The organism is [Clostridium] hylemonae DSM 15053, from assembly GCF_008281175.1.
Classification (GTDB): domain Bacteria; phylum Bacillota; class Clostridia; order Lachnospirales; family Lachnospiraceae; genus Extibacter; species Extibacter hylemonae.
Map to the genome: position 1 here is coordinate 2,472,106 of NZ_CP036524.1, position 20,755 is coordinate 2,492,860.

At 50.4% G+C, this 20,755-nt stretch carries 17 protein-coding genes and 1 CRISPR repeat array; of the genes, 9 read left to right on the plus strand and 8 right to left on the minus strand.

Translation table 11 applies throughout. The features are described from left to right. Positions 1-2: 2 nt before the first annotated feature. From LAJLEIBI_RS11495 to LAJLEIBI_RS11510, 4 genes are all read right to left on the minus strand, one after another. A complete protein-coding gene (locus LAJLEIBI_RS11495) occupies positions 3-1,085 on the minus strand; it encodes a radical SAM/SPASM domain-containing protein (RefSeq protein ID WP_006442231.1) in 1,083 nt (360 codons plus the stop codon). A 91-nt stretch (positions 1,086-1,176) separates the two neighbouring features. Further along, complete coding sequence (locus tag LAJLEIBI_RS11500) at positions 1,177-1,497, minus strand: hypothetical protein (RefSeq protein ID WP_006442232.1); 321 nt, start codon at positions 1,495-1,497, stop codon at positions 1,177-1,179. A gap of 11 nt (positions 1,498-1,508) precedes the next feature. Beyond that, on the minus strand, positions 1,509-2,777 hold the full coding sequence (locus LAJLEIBI_RS11505) for a DNA polymerase Y family protein (protein WP_006442233.1): 1,269 nt from the start codon (positions 2,775-2,777) through the stop codon (positions 1,509-1,511). A gap of 87 nt (positions 2,778-2,864) precedes the next feature. Further along, positions 2,865-3,443: an SOS response-associated peptidase gene (locus tag LAJLEIBI_RS11510; RefSeq protein WP_006442234.1), complete on the minus strand. Its 579-nt coding sequence runs from the start codon at positions 3,441-3,443 to the stop codon at positions 2,865-2,867. 127 nt (positions 3,444-3,570) lie between these two features. On the opposite strand from LAJLEIBI_RS11510, the gene LAJLEIBI_RS11515 reads away from it, so the two are divergent. Further along, positions 3,571-4,182: a DUF1836 domain-containing protein gene (locus tag LAJLEIBI_RS11515; RefSeq protein WP_006442235.1), complete on the plus strand. Its 612-nt coding sequence runs from the start codon at positions 3,571-3,573 to the stop codon at positions 4,180-4,182. A gap of 21 nt (positions 4,183-4,203) precedes the next feature. Here the strand turns inward: LAJLEIBI_RS11515 and LAJLEIBI_RS11520 are convergent, their stop codons facing one another. Continuing rightward, complete coding sequence (locus LAJLEIBI_RS11520) at positions 4,204-4,497, minus strand: YerC/YecD family TrpR-related protein (RefSeq protein WP_006442236.1); 294 nt, start codon at positions 4,495-4,497, stop codon at positions 4,204-4,206. A 64-nt stretch (positions 4,498-4,561) separates the two neighbouring features. Beyond that, the gene (locus tag LAJLEIBI_RS11525; protein WP_040435387.1) at positions 4,562-5,287 is read right to left on the minus strand and encodes a phosphatase; all 726 of its coding nucleotides are present in this window, start codon (positions 5,285-5,287) and stop codon (positions 4,562-4,564) included. A gap of 224 nt (positions 5,288-5,511) precedes the next feature. Between LAJLEIBI_RS11525 and LAJLEIBI_RS11530 the strand changes: the two genes are divergently transcribed. The 7 genes from LAJLEIBI_RS11530 (at position 5,512) to LAJLEIBI_RS11560 (ending at position 11,517) form a co-directional block, all read left to right on the plus strand. Continuing rightward, positions 5,512-5,727 carry a hypothetical protein gene (locus tag LAJLEIBI_RS11530; RefSeq protein ID WP_040434740.1) on the plus strand — a complete coding sequence of 72 codons (216 nt, stop codon included), beginning with the start codon at positions 5,512-5,514 and terminating at the stop codon, positions 5,725-5,727. Positions 5,728-5,763: 36 nt separating this feature from the next. Continuing rightward, on the plus strand, positions 5,764-6,240 hold the full coding sequence (locus LAJLEIBI_RS11535) for a hypothetical protein (RefSeq protein ID WP_040434741.1): 477 nt from the start codon (positions 5,764-5,766) through the stop codon (positions 6,238-6,240). Positions 6,241-6,313: 73 nt separating this feature from the next. Next, entirely contained in the window at positions 6,314-7,309 is a 996-nt protein-coding gene (locus LAJLEIBI_RS11540) for an asparaginase (RefSeq protein WP_006442240.1), read from the plus strand. Positions 7,310-7,456: 147 nt separating this feature from the next. Beyond that, positions 7,457-8,152: a VanR-ABDEGLN family response regulator transcription factor gene (vanR, locus tag LAJLEIBI_RS11545; protein ID WP_006442241.1), complete on the plus strand. Its 696-nt coding sequence runs from the start codon at positions 7,457-7,459 to the stop codon at positions 8,150-8,152. After that, a complete protein-coding gene (locus LAJLEIBI_RS11550) occupies positions 8,130-9,284 on the plus strand; it encodes a sensor histidine kinase (RefSeq protein ID WP_006442242.1) in 1,155 nt (384 codons plus the stop codon). Before vanR ends, LAJLEIBI_RS11550 begins: the two co-directional genes overlap by 23 nt. A 272-nt stretch (positions 9,285-9,556) precedes the next feature. Further along, positions 9,557-10,417, plus strand: a complete 861-nt coding sequence (locus LAJLEIBI_RS11555; protein WP_227054964.1) for a D-alanyl-D-alanine carboxypeptidase family protein — start codon at positions 9,557-9,559, stop codon at positions 10,415-10,417. A gap of 53 nt (positions 10,418-10,470) precedes the next feature. Then, the gene (locus tag LAJLEIBI_RS11560) at positions 10,471-11,517 is read left to right on the plus strand and encodes an ABC transporter substrate-binding protein (protein ID WP_006442244.1); all 1,047 of its coding nucleotides are present in this window, start codon (positions 10,471-10,473) and stop codon (positions 11,515-11,517) included. Between the two features lie 246 nt (positions 11,518-11,763). Further along, positions 11,764-12,531: a CRISPR direct-repeat array (repeat unit 33 nt; unit sequence ATTTCAATCCACTCCTTCCATGCGGAAGGAGAC). Positions 12,532-12,763: 232 nt separating this feature from the next. Here the strand turns inward: LAJLEIBI_RS11560 and LAJLEIBI_RS11565 are convergent. Next, positions 12,764-15,460 carry a translation factor GTPase family protein gene (locus LAJLEIBI_RS11565; protein WP_006442249.1) on the minus strand — a complete coding sequence of 899 codons (2,697 nt, stop codon included), beginning with the start codon at positions 15,458-15,460 and terminating at the stop codon, positions 12,764-12,766. 150 nt (positions 15,461-15,610) lie between these two features. On the opposite strand from LAJLEIBI_RS11565, the gene carB reads away from it, so the two are divergent. Then, positions 15,611-18,835 carry a carbamoyl-phosphate synthase large subunit gene (gene carB / locus LAJLEIBI_RS11570; protein WP_006442250.1) on the plus strand — a complete coding sequence of 1,075 codons (3,225 nt, stop codon included), beginning with the start codon at positions 15,611-15,613 and terminating at the stop codon, positions 18,833-18,835. Between the two features lie 47 nt (positions 18,836-18,882). On the opposite strand, the gene LAJLEIBI_RS11575 is transcribed toward carB, so the two are convergent. After that, positions 18,883-20,751: an alpha-amylase family protein gene (locus LAJLEIBI_RS11575; RefSeq protein ID WP_006442251.1), complete on the minus strand. Its 1,869-nt coding sequence runs from the start codon at positions 20,749-20,751 to the stop codon at positions 18,883-18,885. Positions 20,752-20,755: the final 4 nt, after the last annotated feature.

Sequence of the window (20,755 nt, forward strand, 5' to 3'; positions counted from 1 at the left end):
CCTCACAGGCACTCTTTTACGGCCTGCTCCTGTTCAAACAATACGCACCCTCCGGTGTGCTCCGCGGTCAGCAGTCCCTCTGTCCTCAGCCGCACAAAAAACGGGGAACGCAGCGCCTCACGCAGACTTGTATGTAAAAGGTCCGTGTCCGAGAACGGGGAAAAAGGACACGGTTCCGCCCCGCCTTCTGCGTTGATGTGGAAAAATCCTCTTCCCGCTGCCAGACAGCCGCCGGAACTCTTCTCATCCCCGGGAAAGGACAGAAACAGCTGCTCCCGGCAGCTTTCCCGCAATATACCGATCCTCTGCTCCATATACGCCCGCTCCGCTTCCCCCGGCGCCAGATATCCCGTCCCCTTGTCCGCCGGCACGTATTCGACATAGATGACCGCCCTGCACCCCTGCCGGACCAAATGCGCCGTGAAGTCCTCAGACAGCACTTCCCGCATATTTTCCTTCGTGACAGTCACAGAAGCGCCGAACAGAATCCCGCTCTCCGCCATCCGTTCCATAGCGGCCCGGACGGCGGCATAGACACCGTCTCCTCTCCTTTGATCCGTCAGCTTTTCCGCCCCCTCTATACTGAGTATCGGTATGAGATTGCGGTTTTCATCGAACAGCTTTATATACGCGTTCTCAAGCATCGTCCCGTTCGTGAATACGGGAAACAGTATCCTGCGGTGTCTCCCCGCCTCGGCCAGTACATCCCGGCGCAGAAGGGGCTCGCCCCCCGCAAGCAGAATAAACGCAACGCCCAGCTCCCCGGCCTGACAGAAGATCTCTCCCCACTGCGCAGCTGTCAGCTGCGCCTGGCCGCCTCCGTCCGTGCAGCTTGCATTTGCCCGGGCATAGCATCCCTGGCAGTGCAGGTTGCAGGCGCTCGTAATGCTGGCAATAAGAAAGGGTGGAATGTGCTCTCCTTCCCTCTCAAGCTTTGTGCGTCTCCTCCCTGCCTCACGCACCGAGACCGCATACCGGGACATAAACAGACTTTCCTTCGGATTCTCCGCAGACGCCCTTAGAATCCCACGCACGATCCGCTCCACACCTTTACTCAAATACGCTTCCAACTCATTTTCCCGCATATACCGTCCTCCTTCGTCCAAACAGGCTAATAAACACTAGCTTTTCCTGTCTCCATTGTAGCTAGTATTCATTAGCCTGTCAATACTTTTCTCATTCATCCCCCTTCCAGACGATCTTCCATTTACAGTCTGTCTGGTGGAACAGCAGCGTGAAAAAATACTCCTTCCCTTCCGATACGGTCCTGCAGGCGTACGATACCATCGGGATACCGCAGAAGTTCTCCTTTTCCGAATACAGCACTTCTATGTTGGATATGGAATGGATCACTCCGTCCCTGTCCTGGTATTTGATAAACTTCGGAAACATATTTCCTCTGCTCGTAAACCAGCACCCGCAGGCGACGTCTTCCTGCCTCCCCCGCACAGGCCCCCGGTCCGGGGATTCCGTATTTATACCGATTCCAAAAGCCATTGTTGTCCCTCCTACTCTATCTTAAGCTTCTCATAATCCACCGTCCGTTTTTCTCTTGACACCCCTCCGGACAGATGGTCTATCTCCGGCACAGCCAGAAACGCCGCGCGCTTTACCGCATCGATCCCGAATCTTCCCCGCACCCGGTCAATAGTCCTGTCCCATGTCTCCAGCTTCCTGTAATCCGTATGGTCAAATAAAGACAGCTGCCTCAGTTCGCCCTCCTCCTTCACTCTGGCAGTGTGTATGCCGAGATGCCGGATGGGCGCATGGTCCCACAGTTCTTCAAAAAGACGGCAGGAAACCTCATATATCTCCTTTGTGATATTCGTCGGATCCGGCAGTACGGTCTGATGAGACATCTGCCGGAACTCCCGGTCTTTTATCCCGATGCTTATGACCTGGATCTTTACACTGTCTTTCCTGAGCCGCATCCCGATCGTCTCCGCCAGCGCAAGAAGCACAAGCTTGGCCGCCGCTGCGTCTGTCACATCAAAGGGCGTCGTCGTACTGTTCCCGTAACCTTTATTCGGTACGGGCGCCGCCTCCACAATAGAAAAGTCCCTTCCGTTGGCAAAGTTCCATATCACTTCCCCGTGAGATTTCAGATGCATTCTGAGCAGTTCCGGATCCGCCCCTGCCAGCTGTCCGATCGTATATACACCGAGCTTATGCAGCTTCTTTGCGGTGGCGCGCCCGACGAAAAACAGGTCATTCACCGGCAGCCTCCACATCTTCGTTTTTATTTCTTCCGGAAACAGTGTGTGGACCCGGTCAGGCTTCTTAAAGTCAGAGGCCATCTTGGCCAGAAGCTTGTTGGATGAGACGCCGATATTTACAGTAAATCCCAGTTCCCTGCGGATACGCTCCTTAATATCAAAAGCTGTCTTTACCGGGTCTCCAAACAGCCTCTGCATACCGGACATATCCATGAATACCTCGTCGATGCTGTACTGCTCCACCACAGGCGTATACTCTTTTAAAATGTTGGTAAATGCCCGGGAACAGTTCTCATACAGCCCGTAATTGGGCGGGGCAATATACAGGCCGGGGCATTTCTGCCTCGCCTCCGGTATAGATTCTCCTGTTTTAATTCCATATGCCTTCGCGGGAATAGATTTAGCCAGGATGATCCCGTGCCTCTGCTTTACGTCTCCGCCGATGGCGGACGGTATGTCTCTCAAGTCTACGGACGCCCCGAGAAATCCAAGACGAAAAACCGCCTCCCACGAAAGGAAGGCGGAGTTTACATCTATATGATAAATAATCTGTTCTGACATAACTCACACCTCTTTCTTTTTACTGTAAGTATATCAGAACTTACGTTCGGTTTCTCTGGGAATTTTTTCCTCTGCATCCTCTGGCGCCTAGAGCGGAAGGCTCTCCTGCATAAAACCTTCTTTTTCCAGCCGGATATCCGGCTTAAGACCGAGCAGCTGCCCGTACATCTTTTCATCTTCCAGCCAGGCCCTGCTCCTCTCTTCATCCAGAATGAGCGGCATCCGGTCGTGCACGGAGCGGACAGATGCATTGGCGTTTGTCGTGAGGATGATAAAGCGGTTTCCCTCTGAAAAATATTTCCAGAAACCGGCCAGAAACATGCCCTGTCTTCCTTCCGGCTTAAAGGTGATCTTGTTCTTATCCCTGTCCCATTCATAGAACCATCCCGCGGGAATGAGACACCTGCGGTTCATGACACTCTCGGAAAACATCCTTTTCTGCAGGGCGCTTTCACTTCTGGCGTTGATGACAAGCCCCTTGTTCTGCGGGGCCGGATATCCCCACTCCATCTGGCGCAGCACGGCCTCCCCCTTCTTTCGGGCAATGACCGAAGCCTTCTGCCCCGGGTATATCTCTCCTTTAATGAGCAGCTTCCTATCCAGCTGCCTGACGATCTTTTCTATCTCTCTGGCTGTCTCGTCGTCTACATAATAACGTCCGCACATACCTCCACAGCTCCTTTATGTTTATTGTTAATTAAATCATAGCACAGACTGTCAAGGGGAGAGAGGAGAAAATACTTGCCATATAGTTTTTAATACTATATAATAGCTATATTGGGGTGATAATAATATGACGATTGATACAAAAGATATGCTGAACAGTATATTATCGAGCATCTCACGGATCGATTACGTGCGGCCCGACAGCATTCCGAATATAGAATTATATATGGACCAGGTAACTACATTCATGGAAAAGGAACTGAGCACCACGAAGCGTTTTCCAGAAGACAAGATCCTGACAAAGACCATGATCAACAACTATGCAAAGAACAATCTTCTCCCGCCTCCGGTGAAAAAGAAGTATTCAAGGGAGCATATTCTTGTTCTTATCTTTATCTACTACTTTAAAAATATCCTGTCCATCAAAGATATAGAGACGCTCCTGGCGCCGATCACGGAAAAGTATTTTGACAATGACAGCAGTTTCGACCTCACTTCTATCTATGAAGAGATATGCCAGACTGAAAAGGAGCGCATTGATTCCCTTCAGAAAGAGGTGGCCAGAGCGCACCGGACTGCAGCGGAGAGCTTTTCCCAGGCACCGGAGGACGAAAGAGATTACCTGCAGCTTTTCTCGTTCATATGCAGCCTGAGCTTTGATGTCTATGTGAAAAAGCTGCTTATAGAAAAACTGATAGATGAACTGCCGGCGCCGGACACGGAGAATAAAAAGAAATAGAGCAGACCGCTCTATTTCTTTTTATTTATCTTCTTTAATTCTCTCAAACACCATATCGTAACCGTCATTTCCGTAGTTCAGGGAACGGTTCACACGGCTGATCGTAGCGGTAGACGCCCCCGTCTTCTCGGCGATCTCCAGATATGTCTTATGTTCCCTCAGCATCTTTGCCACCTCAAAGCGCTGCGACAGTGACAACAGCTCATTGATGGTACAGATATCCTCGAAAAAAGTATAGCACTCTTCTTTATCATCCAGACTTAAAATAGCACTAAACAGATAATCCACTGCTTCAGTCCTGATTTTTTTACTCATACTATTATCTCCTTCGTAACAGAATTCATTACTGTTACATTTTAGCACACTAAATTCGTAAAGTCTACAGTTTTTTATTTCGTTTTAGACATGCCTTCAATTTTTCCAGCGATGTGTTGGCCACAAGTTCCTCCGGAAATCCGATCTCATCCACCACTTCCATCGAATATCTGCAGTTGGCGATATCAACGTCCATATGGGCATCCGAGCCAAGTACCACCATCGTTTCATATTTCTTACACAATCTGAGCATGCAGGCGGCATTATGGCGCGTATCCTGGCGGAATCCTCCCGGCCTCAGGGAAGAGTTGTTCACCTCCAGCAGCGTGCCGGTCCGCTTTGCCTCCTTTACAAGGACTTCATAGTCCACAGGGACCCTTCCGTCGTCAGGATGCCCTATGATGTCAATATGATCCTTCTCCATCACGTTGATATACGTCTGTGTGATCTCCGCCCTGCCAAGCACATCTTTATAACATGGCACGTGGATACTTGCTATGGCTATGTCCAATTCACGGATAAGAGATTCCGGCAGGTCAACGCTGCCATTTTCATCCATGACGTTCAGCTCCACTCCCATGAGAAGCTCTATCCCGTACATATTTCTCGGAATGACTCTCATATTCTGAAAATAAAAGCTGTGGCACGTTCCCGGCATCTCCGGCGCGTGCTCTGTCACCGCCAGTCCGGAAAGTCCCTTGTCAGCCGCCATCCGGGCCATCTCGCGCAGCGTGTTGTAGGCATGTCCGCTCGCAAGTGTATGTGTATGTGTGTCAACCGCGATATTTATATTCTGTTCTGCCATCTGAAAAACTCCTGTTCGTTTAAGATACCTCCATACTACCATAATTTTCATATTGTTTCTACCGCAAATAAAGGAGCCGGAAGAATGTTCCCGGCATCTCTGTTTAAATTGACGCCATGGAAATAATATACAGTATGTGCATTTCTCTTTTTACATATTCTAAGCATAACAATTCCATAAATATTGTAAAACAGGAGGTATCCTTAAGCATGAAAGATAAAAAAGATTTAGAAAACGAACGTCTGATCGACTCCTATGACTACCTGTCCAACGCCGCATCATCCTGGGACTGTACGGGACTCATCCCGTCCGAGCCCATTTCTACAGGCGAACTCGAGTCGTATGAAGACCTGTACCACTTCCTTCCTCCGAACGGGAAGGCATCCAACCTGAAGCCGGAGGAGAAAGACGAACAAACAAAATAACTCAGCATATATTAATCAAAAATGGAGTGTTTGATTATGGCTGATATGAACCTTGTCCCTGTAACGGGGATTGTACAGAATATCACATCTATGCGCGACAACTGCTGTGAACTGCTTGTTTCCATCCGCAATTCTGACGGCATCACCAACTTTGTAGTAGGTCCTGACTCCTATGTCATCAATGAAGTGCGCCTGCGGCCGGGAATGAGCGTGATTGCATTTTATGATGCAAATCTGGCTATACCGCTCATTTTCCCGCCCCAGTACCGGGCTGTCATCATCGGACGAAAAAATCCAAACGAAAATATGTACGCGGGCTACTTCGACGAAAACCTGACTTCCGAGGACGGCTCCCTTCAGCTGAACATGACGGGGACGACCGATGTCGTCACCTCCAACGGACAGCGTTTTAACTGTGACCTGGGGGGCCGGCTTCTGGTCGTATACTACAGCGCCTCAACGAGAAGCATCCCTGCCCAGACGACGCCGCGGCGCGTTATCGTGCTCTGCTGAGCTTTTGTTCTTGACACATTTTCCAAACGAATGTAAGGTAGAATTGGATTATGTATTGAGAGGTTGAATAATAATGAAAAAGATACTTATGATAGCAACTGGAGGCACCATCGCTTCCAAAGAAGGAGCTGACGGCCTTACCCCGGCTATGACCGGGGAAGAGCTGGCTTCTTTTGTTCCCGGGATCGAGGATAAATGTGAGCTTGATATCCTTCAGCTCATGAACATTGACAGCACGAATATGCGCCCCCGCCAGTGGGTGGAGATCCGCGATGCCATCATGGAACGCTACGGCAGCTATGACGGCTTTGTGATCCTGCACGGAACCGACACAATGGCGTATACTGCCGCCGCCCTTTCCTATCTCATCCAGAACACACCGAAGCCTGTCGTCATCACCGGCTCACAGAAACCTATGGGCAATCCGTATACCGACGCCAAGCTGAACGTCTATCAGAGTGTTCTCTATGCGCTGGATGACAGTTCCTGCAACGTCTCTATCGTATTTAACGGCAAAGCCGTGGCGGGGACAAGAGGACGCAAGCAGAGAACAAGGAGCTTTGATGCCTTTGAGAGTATGAATTTTCCGCTTCTGGCGGTCATACACGACGACCGGATCGTCCGGCAGTATAGCGGCCCTCTTCCGTCAGAGGAGGAGCTCGTTACGTACACACATCTGAATGACCGTGTATTCGTTCTGAAGCTGACTCCGGAAGCGAAGGCAGACATCTTTGAACTGCTGAACAGCCGGTACGACGCCATTATCCTGGAGACCTTCGGCATCGGCGGCATCCCTGAATATGACGATTCCTTTGAAAAGGCGATCTTCGGATGGGTCGATTCCGGAAAGACGCTGGCCGTCACGACTCAGGTGCCGGAAGAAGGCTGCGACCTGGATGTATACAAGGTGGGCAAGAAATACAGCGAACACCCCGGCATTCTCCAGGCAGGTGATATGACGACGGAGGCCATCGTGGCAAAGATGATGTGGATCCTCGGACAGACCGGTGACCGGGATGAAATACGCGCATTGTTCTTCAAAGAGATCAATCATGACCGGACCGTATAAATACACATTTTGTTCCAGAGACATCCCCCGGCTGCAGAGCAGCCGGGGGATGTCTTTTTTATATGAATCTTAATAATATCTTGCGTGAATCTCCATAAAGTCTCAATTTTCGCCTGATAAAATAAAGATGAAAGGAGTTCAAATGTTATGGCCGAAAAAATACTGATCGTAGATGATGAACAGGAGATCGCAGACCTCGTAGCGCTTTACCTTCAAAATGAGAACTTTACGGTATTCAAGCACTATAATGCTCTGGACGCTCTGGACTGTATCCGCAGTGAAACACCGGATCTTGCAATATTGGATGTTATGATGCCAGATATGGATGGACTGGAACTGTGCCGGAACATCCGTGAACAGTACCGCTATCCTGTTATCATGCTGACCGCAAAGGACGGGGAAATCGATAAGATCACAGGGCTGACGCTGGGCGCGGACGACTATATCACAAAGCCGTTCCTGCCGCTGGAGCTGGTGGCGAGAGTCAAAGCCCAGCTGCGCAGATATAAACGGTACAACACGGGCGCCGGGCCGGATGAGGATGTCATCGTTCATTCCGGACTTGTCATCAATGTCAGGACACATGAATGTACCCTGAATGAGAAGCCTCTCTCCCTGACTCCCACTGAATTTTCTATTCTGCATATCCTGTGCCGGAAAAAAGGAGAAGTTGTCAGCTCAGAAGAGTTATTTCACGAAATATGGAATGACGAATATTTCACCAAGAGCAACAACACCATTACCGTCCATATACGGCACCTGCGGGAAAAGATGGGAGATTCCTTTGAGGACCCAAAGTATATAAAGACAGTCTGGGGGTGTGGATATAAAATTGAAAACTGACACATCCAAATCCGTTAAGATCCTCGCTGCAGTTCTCCTGATACCAGTTCTGTGCATCGCGCTCTACTATCTCGTAGACAGCGTATGGAACGGCGCTTTCGTGGACTGGTTTGAAAAGAACTACATGTCCACCCGCGACGAATATCTTCCGGATGCCGGGCACTATGCAGTCGTCCGCAGTCCGGCGTGGTCTGAGTTAAAACCCCTTCTGCTTATCCTGCTCATCTGTGCCGCATTCCTCTGGCTTGTCAGTATCCTCGCATCCGCCCATTTTTATGCGAGGACAAAGGTCAGAAGATCCATAACGAAAACGGGCCGTATGCTGCGCGCCTATATGCTTCAGGATAAGGACACAACAGAAATATTTCCGAAAGATTACGCGGAACTCTCTGTGCAGATGGCAGAAATCAAAGCCACCATGCACCGTCACGAACAGCTGCTCAAGGAAGAAGCCGCCCGCAAAAATGATCTGATCACGTATCTGGCCCATGATCTGAAAACACCCCTCACTTCCGTCATCGGATACTTGAGCCTGCTTGACGAAGCCCCGGATATGCCGGATGGACAGAAAGAAAAATATGTGAGGATCACATTGGACAAGGCCCGGCGCCTGGAGAAGCTCACCAACGAATTCTTTGAGATAACCCGCTATAACCTGCAGCAGATCTCACTGGAAAAAGAAACGATAGACCTCTCCTACATGCTCGTCCAGATGACGGATGAGTTCTATCCTCTTCTCACTTCCCGCGGCAACACAGCTCAGCTCACAGTCCGCGAAAACATGACTGTTTACGGGGACGCCGTAAAGCTGGCACGGGTATTCAATAACATACTGAAAAATGCCATCGCCTACAGTTATCCGAACACACCTGTGGAAATATGGGCCGAGAACAGAGAGGACGACATATGGATATATTTCCGCAATAAAGGAAAGACGATACCGGCCCAGAAGCTGGCGTCTATCTTTGAAAAGTTTTTCCGGCTGGATGAAGCCCGCACAACAAACGCAGGCGGCGCAGGATTGGGGCTTGCCATCGCAAAGGAGATCGTCACCTTGCACGGCGGAAATATCACCGTAAAAAGTGAAAATGAACTGACGACCTTCTGTCTCGTCCTCCCCTCCTGCCATTAGCGGGGCCTCACCCCTTCTTAACCATTTCTTAGGAAATAAACAGCGGAATCTTAAAGTACCGGCATTCTCTGTCCGGTAAAATAAATATGAAACAAAGATCATACAGGAAAAGGCAGGTATATGCGATGAATAACAGACGATATAAAAAACCGCTCCCAGGCAGAAAATACAAAAGACGGCGCAGAAAAAGAATACGCCTCTTTCTTTCCGCGACAGCTGTCACGCTCATCCTTTTATGCGTATTTCTGTCTGCAAAAATATTATCCCCCCTGATGCTGGAAAAAGGGAATGCCGCAGAAAGTCCGTACGGCTCCTCCGCCTCCCCGCTGACTGTTGATCTGAAGAATCTGTACAGCCCCTCTGCTGTGCTCGTCGATCTGGACACCGGGAAAACCATTGCCGGAAACAACAGTGATGACACGATATACCCGGCTTCACTCACCAAGATCATGACTGCCATATTGGCAGTAGAAAAGACAGAAAATCTGGACGAGATCATTACACTTCCTTATGATTTTTTTCAGAACCTGTATGCAGAAGAGGCTTCCATGGCCGGTTTTGAGCCCGGCGAAGCTGTCTGTCTCAGAGACCTTCTGTACGGTATACTGCTTCCCTCCGGAGCGGAATGCTGCCTTGCGTTTGCCGATAAAATCGCCGGTTCCGAGGAAGACTTTGTAAAATTGATGAACAAGAAGGCGGAAGCGTTGGGCATGGAGCACACACAGTTTTGCAATTCAACAGGCCTGCACGACGACGAACATTATTCAACTGTGGAAGACCTGGCCCTTCTCCTAAAATATGCCCTTGGAAATGATGATTTCCGGGAAGCATTTACAGCCAGCCGGCACAGCACACGCCCGTCCGCCCAGCATCCCGGCGGCTTTACCTTTTACAGTACGATGTTTGAAAATATGTCTTCCGCGAAAGTCACCGGCGGGGAGATTCTCGGAGGAAAAACAGGATATACGAAGGAAGCCGGTCTGTGTCTGGCAAGTCTGGCAGACGTCAACGGAAAAGAGTACATCCTCGTGACCGCCAAAGCCGACGGAAACCACGACACAGAGCAGTTTCACATCCTGGATGCTGTAAACGTATATAACCAGATTGGAGCCTCCGCGCAAAATTCCCAGTAACGAATCCGCGTTTTCAGAATATATTATACCATTAGCAATCAAGGAGGTATTTTATGAAAAAGCGATTACTTGCAGTTCTGCTTGTGGCCGTCATGGGTATGACCATGCTGGCCGCATGCTCCTCTTCCAAAGAGGAGAAGGATACGAAAGACGCGGCTGAGACTGCCGGGGAGACGAAAGAACAGAAAACAGTGGATGTAACACTTAACGAAGTGGCACATTCCATTTTTTATGCTCCAATGTATATTGCCATTGAAGAAGGATATTTCAAAGACGAGGGAATCAACCTGGATCTCGTGACCGGATTTGGCGCGGACAAAACGATGACTGCCGTACTTTCCGGTGAAGCCGATATCGGCTTCATGGGCTCTGAGGCTTCCATCTATACGTACAACGAAGGGGCCAACGACTATGTCGTAAACTTCGCCCAGCTCACCCAGCGTGCCGGCAACTTCCTTGTCGCACGGGAAGAGATGCCTGACTTTAAGTGGGAGGACTTAAAAGGCAAGCTCGTTCTCGGCGGACGTAAAGGCGGAATGCCGGAGATGGTATTTGAGTATATCCTGCGTCAGAACAACCTCGACCCGGCCAAGGATGTGGAGATCGACCAGAGCATTGACTTTGGTTCCACCGCGGCAGCATTCTCGGGCGGCCAGGGCGACTTCACCGTTGAATTTGAACCAGGAGCGACAAGTCTTGAGAAAGAGAACGAAGGGTATGTCGTAGCTTCCCTCGGAACCGACAGCGGCTATGTTCCGTACACCGCTTTCTCCGCAAAGAAGAGCTATATCGACAAAAACCCGGAAATCATCCAGGGCTTCACGAATGCACTGCAGAAAGGTATGGACTATGTACAGTCCCACACCCCTGAGGAAATTGCTTCCATCATCGCGCCTCAGTTTAAAGAGACAGACCTGGACACTATCACTACTATCGTGACAAGATACTATGACCAGGACACATGGAAAGACAATCTCGTATTTGAAAAGAAAAGCTTTGAGCTTCTTCAGGATATACTGGAAGACGCCAATGAGCTTGATAAGCGGGCGCCATATGACGACCTCGTAACGACCGACTTTGCCGACAAGGCTGCAAAATAAGATAATATGTAAAGGCTGCCGAAGGAATAAGACTTTTGTTCTCAGACTTATTCCCCGGCAGCCTTCTATTCTTAACCACCTGAGCATTAAAATAAACATCTGCCGCCTGACGGCTGTTTCGATCCAGTTCTTCCGTACGGAAGAAGGCTGCTGGAGCTCAGAGACAAAGGCTGTCGGCAGATGGTTTCAATTCCTTCCATGTGGAGGGAAACTCATCGGTCTTGGAGCAAGACTGCAGGTGTTCCAATTTCAATCCGCTCCTTCCATGCGGAAGGAGACCAGTTTTTCCTTTTAAACCTGTAAAATATTTAACATTTCAATCCACTCCTTCCATGCGGAAGGAGACAGTAAAATCTAGGTCTTTCCTATGCCCGATGATATTTCAATCCACTCCTTCCATGCGGAAGGAGACTCCGCTTCCACATGTAGCAAGTTATATACGGTTGCATTTCAATCCACTCCTTCCATGCGGAAGGAGACCTTGCTCTTCCCACGCCCTTTTTTAAAATTGTATATTTCAATCCACTCCTTCCATGCGGAAGGAGACGGGAGATCCTCAGAAGTTTACGGAAATTTGTGGGATTTCAATCCACTCCTTCCATGCGGAAGGAGACAAGGCGGAACGTGAAGAAATAGCGGTTGAGGTGCCATTTCAATCCACTCCTTCCATGCGGAAGGAGACGAAACTCAGATCGCACGCTATAACGTAATCAAAATTTCAATCCACTCCTTCCATGCGGAAGGAGACGTAAATACAATGATTATCAGAGCGCGCTAAAAGATTTCAATCCACTCCTTCCATGCGGAAGGAGACGAAATTCACATTGTTGGACGATACAGGGGAATATATTTCAATCCACTCCTTCCATGCGGAAGGAGACTTTCGGGCAATTGGAAGAAGGCCTGGGGTGGTATATTTCAATCCACTCCTTCCATGCGGAAGGAGACGTTCCAGAACTTGGTCCATTTCCTCCCGGGTCAATTTCAATCCACTCCTTCCATGCGGAAGGAGACAGCAATTCTATACATATTATAACTTAAAACCCCAATTACATCTATACAGACTGCACAATTTCACAAATTAATAACAGCACAATTCACATCTTTCAGGCCTCGCTGCTGACAAAACAGCCTGTTCTCTGGTGCGAATCCCCCGGCAATTATATGTTCACTTCACATTCGCACTAAAGTAAAAGAGGCTTACACAACACTTAACCCTTCCCCCTGTTCAGCAGACCCATACCCTTTAATCAGAAGAGTCTTCCCCCATCCGCAGCTCTTCCACATAGTCCGCCAGTTCATCCGGCAGATTATCAAAAAGGTAGCTTCGGGTACTTCTGCTCTCTTTAAGATGCTCGCTTCTCATCTCCTGCATCGCCAGTTCTACCTCTTCCCGAAGTCCTTCCGCAGACAGCCTTCTTCCGCCCTGCCCAAGGATAATCACCTGCTCCAGCGCATCTGACGTGGCAACGGTCACATTATGTTTCCGCCCGATCTCGTGGACAGTCTTCTCTATATACTGGTCCGCTGTCTCCGCTTCTTTCGTATACACGACGTAGATATTATGATACGTAGAGACAGACCCCGGATTTCCCTCCACCTTGTATGCATCGAATACGAGTATGAGCGTCATTCTGCGAAATCCCTGGTAATTACTCATAATATCCATAAGCTTGTCTCTGGCGCTCATGATATTCACCTTTGCCAGCTCTTTCAGTTCATCCCAGGCAAAGATAATATTATAGCCGTCCACGAGCAGATATTCCTCCGCCTGTTCCCGTTTTTTCTTCGGCGGCCTGTACTCCGCGGCGGAAATGTTACTGCTTTCTGTCCTGCGTCTTTCTGACGGTCTTTTTCTTTTGACGGGGCCATAGGTGCGGACAAATATTTCTTCCAGTTCTTTTTCACTGCAGGCAGGCGCGCCCGAAAGTTCCGCAGGACGCTTTTCCGGGCTGTCCCCGGGCCTGGCTGTCTCGTCTTCCAAAGAACCTCCCTGCCATCCGCTGTCCACATGCATATATTCTTCCACCTTGTCCCAGCTGACGACGAATCCTGCACCGTGCGCACAGAACACTGACCCGGTAGGATTTTCTATGTCTTTTTCAGAGTCATAACCGATCGCTGTTATGATTTCCTCCGCGTTTTGACATGGACGGTATCCTCCCTGCATGCAGGATAGTCTGCCCCGGCCTCTCGTGTAGGCGTTCACTTCTGTCTGATAATCCCGCATGGACGCCACCGGCGCACTTCCTTCAAGGACAGACATATCCCCTGACATCTTTGGAGGTTCAAAGCTTCCGTTCATCCGCTGAAGATCAGACATAGCTCGTCCCACTGACTCAGCGGGCACTTCCAGGCGGAATGTATAATAAGGCTCCAGCAGAATACTCTCCGCCTTTTTCAGCCCCTGGCGGACCGCCCGGTATGTTGCCTGCCGGAAGTCTCCCCCCTCGGTATGCTTCAAGTGTCCCCTCCCGGCAATGAGAGTTATCTTCATATCTGTGATGGCAGAACCGGTCAGCACCCCGGGATGTTCCCTTTCCTCCAGATGGGTCAGTATGAGCCGCTGCCAGTTCCCGTCCAGTTCATCCTCGCTTACCGCACTGTCAAAGACAAGGCCGCTGCCGGATTCCAGCGGCTCCATCAGTAAATGTACTTCCGCATAATGACGCAGCGGTTCAAAGTGTCCCACACCTTCCGCTGCTCTGCGGATCGTCTCTTTATATACAATGCTTCCCGCATCAAACTGTACGGCCACACCGAACCGTTCCTCAATGATCCGCCTGATAATTCCAATCTGAACCTCTCCCATGAGATTCACATGGATCTCACCGAGACGTTCCTTCCATACCGTGTGAAGCTCCGGCACCTCTTCCTCCAGCAGTCTCAGATCCGCAAGCATCGTATGTGCATCTGTACCGTCCGGCAGTACGAGCCGGTAAGTAAGCACCGGTTCCAGTACCGGCATGTCGGACGCGGACTCTGCCCCGAGCCCTTGTCCCGGATATGTTCCGGTAAGACCGGTGACCGCGCACACCATCCCGGCCTCCGCCTTCTGTACGGTCTCATATTTCGCCCCGGAATAGATGCGTATCTGATCCGCCTTCTCTCTGAACGGCTCCCGGCCGCTCTCCCTGTGTCCCGCCTCAACGACCTCCTTGACTCTGAGGCTGCCCCCGGTGATCTTCATATAAGTGAGGCGGCTCCCCTGGCTGTCCCGGGCGATCTTATACACCTTTGCCCCGAATACTTCCGAATAGACCGGCTGCCGCGTATACTGCACAATTCCCCGCAGTAATTCCTCTACCCCCGCCATTTTCAGTGCAGAGCCGAAAAAGCACGGAAAGACCTTCCGCTCACGGATAAGCCGGGCAATGTCTTCCTCCCCGGCCCGTTCCTCCGCCAGATACTGTTCCAGCAGCGCTTCATCGCACATGGCGATCTGCTCATAGAATATTTCCATGTCTCTTTCCGGACTGAAATCCACACATTCCCCGCCGAGTCTGTCTTGGAGTTCCTTCAGAAGCCTCTCTTTCTCCGTCCCGTCCTGGTCCATCTTATTGATAAACACAAAGGTCGGGATATGGTAACGGGCAAGAAGCCGCCAGAGTGTCTCCGTATGTCCCTGCACCCCGTCGGCGCCACTCACGACGAGGACCGCATAATCCAGCACCTGAAGCGTCCGCTCCATCTCCGCAGAAAAGTCCACATGCCCCGGCGTGTCCATCAGTGTCACTTCCATACCGTCCAAAGGGAACACCGCCTGTTTGGAAAAGATAGTGATCCCTCTTTCCTTCTCCATCTCATAAGTATCTAGAAACGCGTCTTTGTGGTCCACACGCCCCATCCTTCGGACCGCGCCGCTTAAATAAAGCATGCTCTCCGACAGTGTCGTCTTACCGGCATCCACATGTGCCAGTATTCCTAATACAATTCTTTTCATCTATATTCACTCTTTCATGATGCCAAATTTAATGTCTCTAATTATTTTAACGTCTGAACATAGATATTACAACTTTTCTTTTTTCCCGTTCTCCTATATAATAACAACTAGAGAATTTATTCCATCGACTTACTGACAGGAGGAAAATATATGTCAAAGAGAACAGATATCCACAAAGTATTGATAATAGGCTCCGGCCCCATCATCATAGGCCAGGCCTGCGAATTTGATTATTCGGGCACCCAGGCCTGCAAGGCACTCCGCGGGCTTGGATATGAGATCGTGCTTGTCAATTCCAATCCCGCCACCATCATGACAGACCCTGAAACGGCTGATGTCACTTACATAGAGCCGCTCAATGTAGAAAGGCTGGAACAGATCATCGCCAAAGAGCGGCCGGATGCACTTCTTCCCAATCTCGGCGGACAGTCCGGCCTCAACTTATGTTCTGAACTTGCCAAGGCCGGTGTTCTGGAAAAATACAACGTACAGGTCATCGGTGTACAGGTAGACGCTATCGAGCGCGGGGAAGACAGGATCGAATTCAAAAAAGCCATGGACAGCCTCGGGATCGAAATGGCAAAGAGCGAAGTTGCCTACAGTGTAGAAGAAGCGCTGGCCATTGCAGATGAACTCGGCTATCCGGTCGTGCTCCGTCCTGCGTACACAATGGGAGGGGCAGGCGGCGGACTCGTCTATAATAAGGACGAGCTGAAAACAGTCTGTGCCCGAGGACTTCAGGCAAGTCTTGTCGGACAGGTACTTGTGGAGGAATCCATCCTCGGCTGGGAAGAGTTAGAGCTTGAGATCGTCCGCGACTCTGAAAATAACATGATCACCGTATGTTTTATAGAAAATATCGACCCTCTCGGCGTACATACCGGTGATTCATTCTGCTCTGCGCCGATGCTCACCATCTCCGAAGAATGTCAGAAACGTCTCCAGGAACAGGCGTACAAAATCGTGGAATCTGTTCAGGTCATCGGCGGAACAAACGTACAGTTTGCACACGACCCTGTCAGCGACCGTATCATCGTGATCGAGATCAATCCGAGAACCTCCCGTTCTTCCGCCCTTGCGTCCAAGGCCACCGGCTTTCCGATCGCACTTGTATCTGCCATGCTCGCGGCGGGACTTACGTTAAAAGATATCCCCTGTGGAAAATACGGCACATTGGACAAATATGTTCCCGACGGTGATTACATTGTGATCAAGTTCGCGCGCTGGGCTTTTGAGAAATTCAAGGGTGTGGAAAACAAGCTCGGCACACAGATGCGCGCCGTAGGTGAAGTCATGAGCATCGGTAAGACATACAAAGAGGCGTTCCAGAAAGCGATCCGCAGTCTGGAGACCGGGCGCTACGGCCTTGGATATGCCGCAGATTTTAATACGAAAAGTAAAGAACAGCTCCTGCAGATGCTCATCACCCCGTCCAGCGAACGGCATTTCATAATGTATGAGGCGCTCCGCAAAGGGGCTTCTGTCGAGGAGATCCATGAAATCACGAAGGTGAAAACTTATTTTATTGAACAGATGAAAGAGCTTGTAGAAGAGGAAGAAACACTGGCCGCGTCAAAAGGCTCTCTTCCTTCTGATGAACTGCTCGTATCCGCCAAAAAGAACGGCTTCTCCGACAAATATCTGAGCCAGGTCCTCGAAGTGCCGGAAGACTCTGTGCGCAGCCGCAGGGAAGAACTCGGTGTACAGGAAGCCTGGGAGGGCGTGCATGTGAGCGGAACACCTGACAGCGCATACTACTACTCTACTTACAATGCCGAAGATAAGAATCCGGTGCGCAGCGACAGGCCGAAGATCATGATCCTCGGCGGCGGCCCGAACCGGATCGGCCAGGGGATTGAATTTGACTACTGCTGTGTACATGCTTCCCTCGCACTGAAGAAGCTCGGTTTTGAGACGATCATCGTAAACTGTAATCCTGAGACTGTATCTACAGACTATGACACCTCAGACAAATTATATTTTGAACCGCTCACACTGGAAGATGTGCTGAGCATTTACAAAAAAGAAAAACCGCTCGGCGTTATCGCGCAGTTCGGCGGACAGACGCCGCTCAATCTCGCCTCGGAGCTTGAGAAAAACGGAGTACGGATCCTCGGCACCTCCCCGTCGGTCATCGACCTGGCGGAAGACCGTGACCTTTTCCGTGAAATGATGGAAAAGCTGGACATTCCGATGCCGGAGTCCGGCATGGCGACCACTGTGGACGAAGCGCTTGCGATCGCGGAAAGAATCGGCTATCCGGTCATGGTCCGTCCATCTTATGTACTCGGCGGACGCGGCATGGAGGTCGTGTACGATGATGAGAGCATGGTGAGCTATATGAACGCTGCTGTCGGCGTGACCCCCGACCGTCCGATACTCATCGACCGGTTCCTGAACCACGCCACGGAATGTGAGGCTGACGCCATCAGCGACGGAACACACGCGTTTGTTCCCGCGGTCATGGAGCACATTGAACTGGCCGGCGTACATTCCGGCGACTCTGCGTGTATCATTCCTTCGGTACACATTTCAGATGATAATGTACAGACGATCAAAGAATACACGAGAAAAATTGCTGAAGAAATGCACGTAAAAGGCCTGATGAACATGCAGTACGCCATCGAAAACGGCAAGGTGTACGTACTGGAAGCCAATCCGCGCGCATCCCGCACCGTACCGCTCGTATCCAAGGTGTGCAACATCCGGATGGTACCTCTGGCCACAGACATCATCACCTCTGAGATCACAGGACGTCCGTCACCGGTGCCGGGACTGAAAGAACAGGTGATTCCATACTATGGCGTAAAAGAAGCAGTATTTCCGTTCAACATGTTCCAGGAAGTAGACCCTATCCTCGGACCGGAGATGCGCTCTACCGGAGAAGTGCTCGGTCTGTCGGATCATTACGGCGAAGCATTCTACAAAGCCCAGGAAGCTGCTCAGTCAAAGCTCCCTCTCTCCGGCACAGTGCTCATCTCTGTCAACCGCAAAGATAAGGCTGAAGTTGTGGAGATCGCCGAAAGCTTTGCGGCCGACGGCTTCCACATCGTGGCGACAGGCACAACGTGCGACCTCATCCGCGAAGCCGGCATAGAGGCTGAAAAAGTGAAGAAGCTGTACGAAGGACGCCCGAATATCCTCGATATGATCACAAACGGCAAGATACAGCTTATTGTAAACTCACCGGTAGGCAAGGGCAGCGTACACGATGACAGCTATCTGAGGAAGGCTGCCATCAAGGCAAAGATCCCATATATGACCACGATCGCCGCCGCGAGAGCCACAGCCAAGGGCATCCGTTACGTGAAGGAAAACGGAAACGGTGATGTCCGTTCACTCCAGCAGCTGCACAGTGAAATAACAGAAAAGTAAACGTTCAGGGCGCATCCCCTTTGAAAAGGGATACGCCCTGAATTTTATCAATCCTTATGCAAGAACAGCCCGTCTCCGATGCATTTTGCCCAGATAAAGCTGTGTCCGGGAAGCGGCACATCTCTGAGCTCCAGCACGGCTCCGGTCATTAGATCGCGGTATGTTCCTTCCTCCTGCATCCACGCGGTACGCTCTTCATCGTGGAAATTAAAGAGGCCGAAAAAGCGGCTGCTTTTTGTCTGCCTCAAAATGCAGAGCACGGCGTCGTCTTTTACATCATAAGTGTACACATCCGCGTCCGGGCCGAACGCCTCTTCCTGTCTGCGGACTGCCTCCAGCCGGTCCAGCGTCTGAAATATTTTCCCCTGCACGGTGCTACTGTCCCCGCGATTTTCCACAAGGCTCCAGCAGAATTTACCGCGGTGCACATATCTGGAATCCGACCACTTCTCCGCATCCTCTTTGTAGGAGTAATCGTTCACCTGTCCGATCTCATCTCCGCTGTACAGCATCGGTATTCCTGACTGGGTGAGCATGTAGGCGTGGAGCATGATATCCAGGCGGATGGCAGCCTCCATCTTCTCCGCTGCATGTTCAAAACCTGCGCTCTCGATCCCGCACATAGATGCGGTCGTTCCGCAGAACCTGGCATCCTTCGTCACCGGATCATCATTGTACAATTCTCCGCGGCTTCGGCTCCCCTCGATCCGGCCGGTAAAATAATCATTCAGAAACTTCTTGTGGCTCACCTCTTCCATTCCCCACTGCTTTAATGCGGCGTAGTCAAGCCCCCAGCCAACGTCGTCATGGCACCGCAGATAATTGAGAAAGGTATATTCTTTCGGCAGACTGTTTACGATGTCCATCTGCTGCTTCAGAAGGCGTACGTCCCGGGCAGCTACACTGTGCCACGTCGTCGCCATCGTCGTTACATTGTAGAGCATGTGGCATTCCGGTTTTTCTACCGTACCGAAATAAGGCGCCACTTTCGCCGGCTCCATCACTACCTCGCCCAGCAGTACAACGCTCGGACATACGATCTCACTGATAATACGCATCATTCTGACGATCGTGTGCACCTGAGGAAGATTGCGGCACTGCGTGCCAAGCTGCTTCCATATGTACGGTACCGCATCGATACGTATGATATCCATTCCCTGATTGGCAAGGTATAGAAAATTGTACATCATCTCGTTGAACACACGCGGATTTCCATAGTTCAGATCCCACTGGTACGGATAAAAAGAGGTCAGGACAAAATGTCCCATATCATCAAGCCATGTAAAGTTTCCCGGCGCCGTCGTCGGAAAGACCTGAGGTACTGTCGCTTCGTACATACGAGGAATATCGTAATTATCATAAAAGAAATAACGGCTCATATATTCACCGTCTCCTGCCCTGGCTTTTTTCGCCCACTCGTGCTCCTCCGACGTATGGTTCATGACAAAATCCATACACACGCTGATCCCTTTCCGGTGGCACTCATCTGCCAGGTCCGCAAGGTCTTCCATCGTACCCAGGTCCGGCTTTACTTTCCTGAAATCGGATACCGCATAGCCGCCATCCGAACGCCCCCGGGGAGAATCCAGAAATGGCATGAGATGAAGATAGTTTACATTGCACGACTTCAAATAAGAAAGCTTCTCTTTCACGCCCTTGAGATTCCCGGCAAAATTGTCGATATACATCATCATCCCGAGCATATCATTTTTCTTAAACCATGCCGGGTCTTCCTCCCGCTTCAGATCACGGTTTCTGAGCTTTATTCTGCGCTGGCGGTAATACGCGTACATCTGAGAAGTCAGCTCGGCAAACATGGCATCGTTGCCGTACAATTCCATATAGAGCCAGCGCAGTTCATCATGGGATTTTTCCATCCTTCTCTGGAAAATATCATCCGCTTTTGACATGTTCATCTTT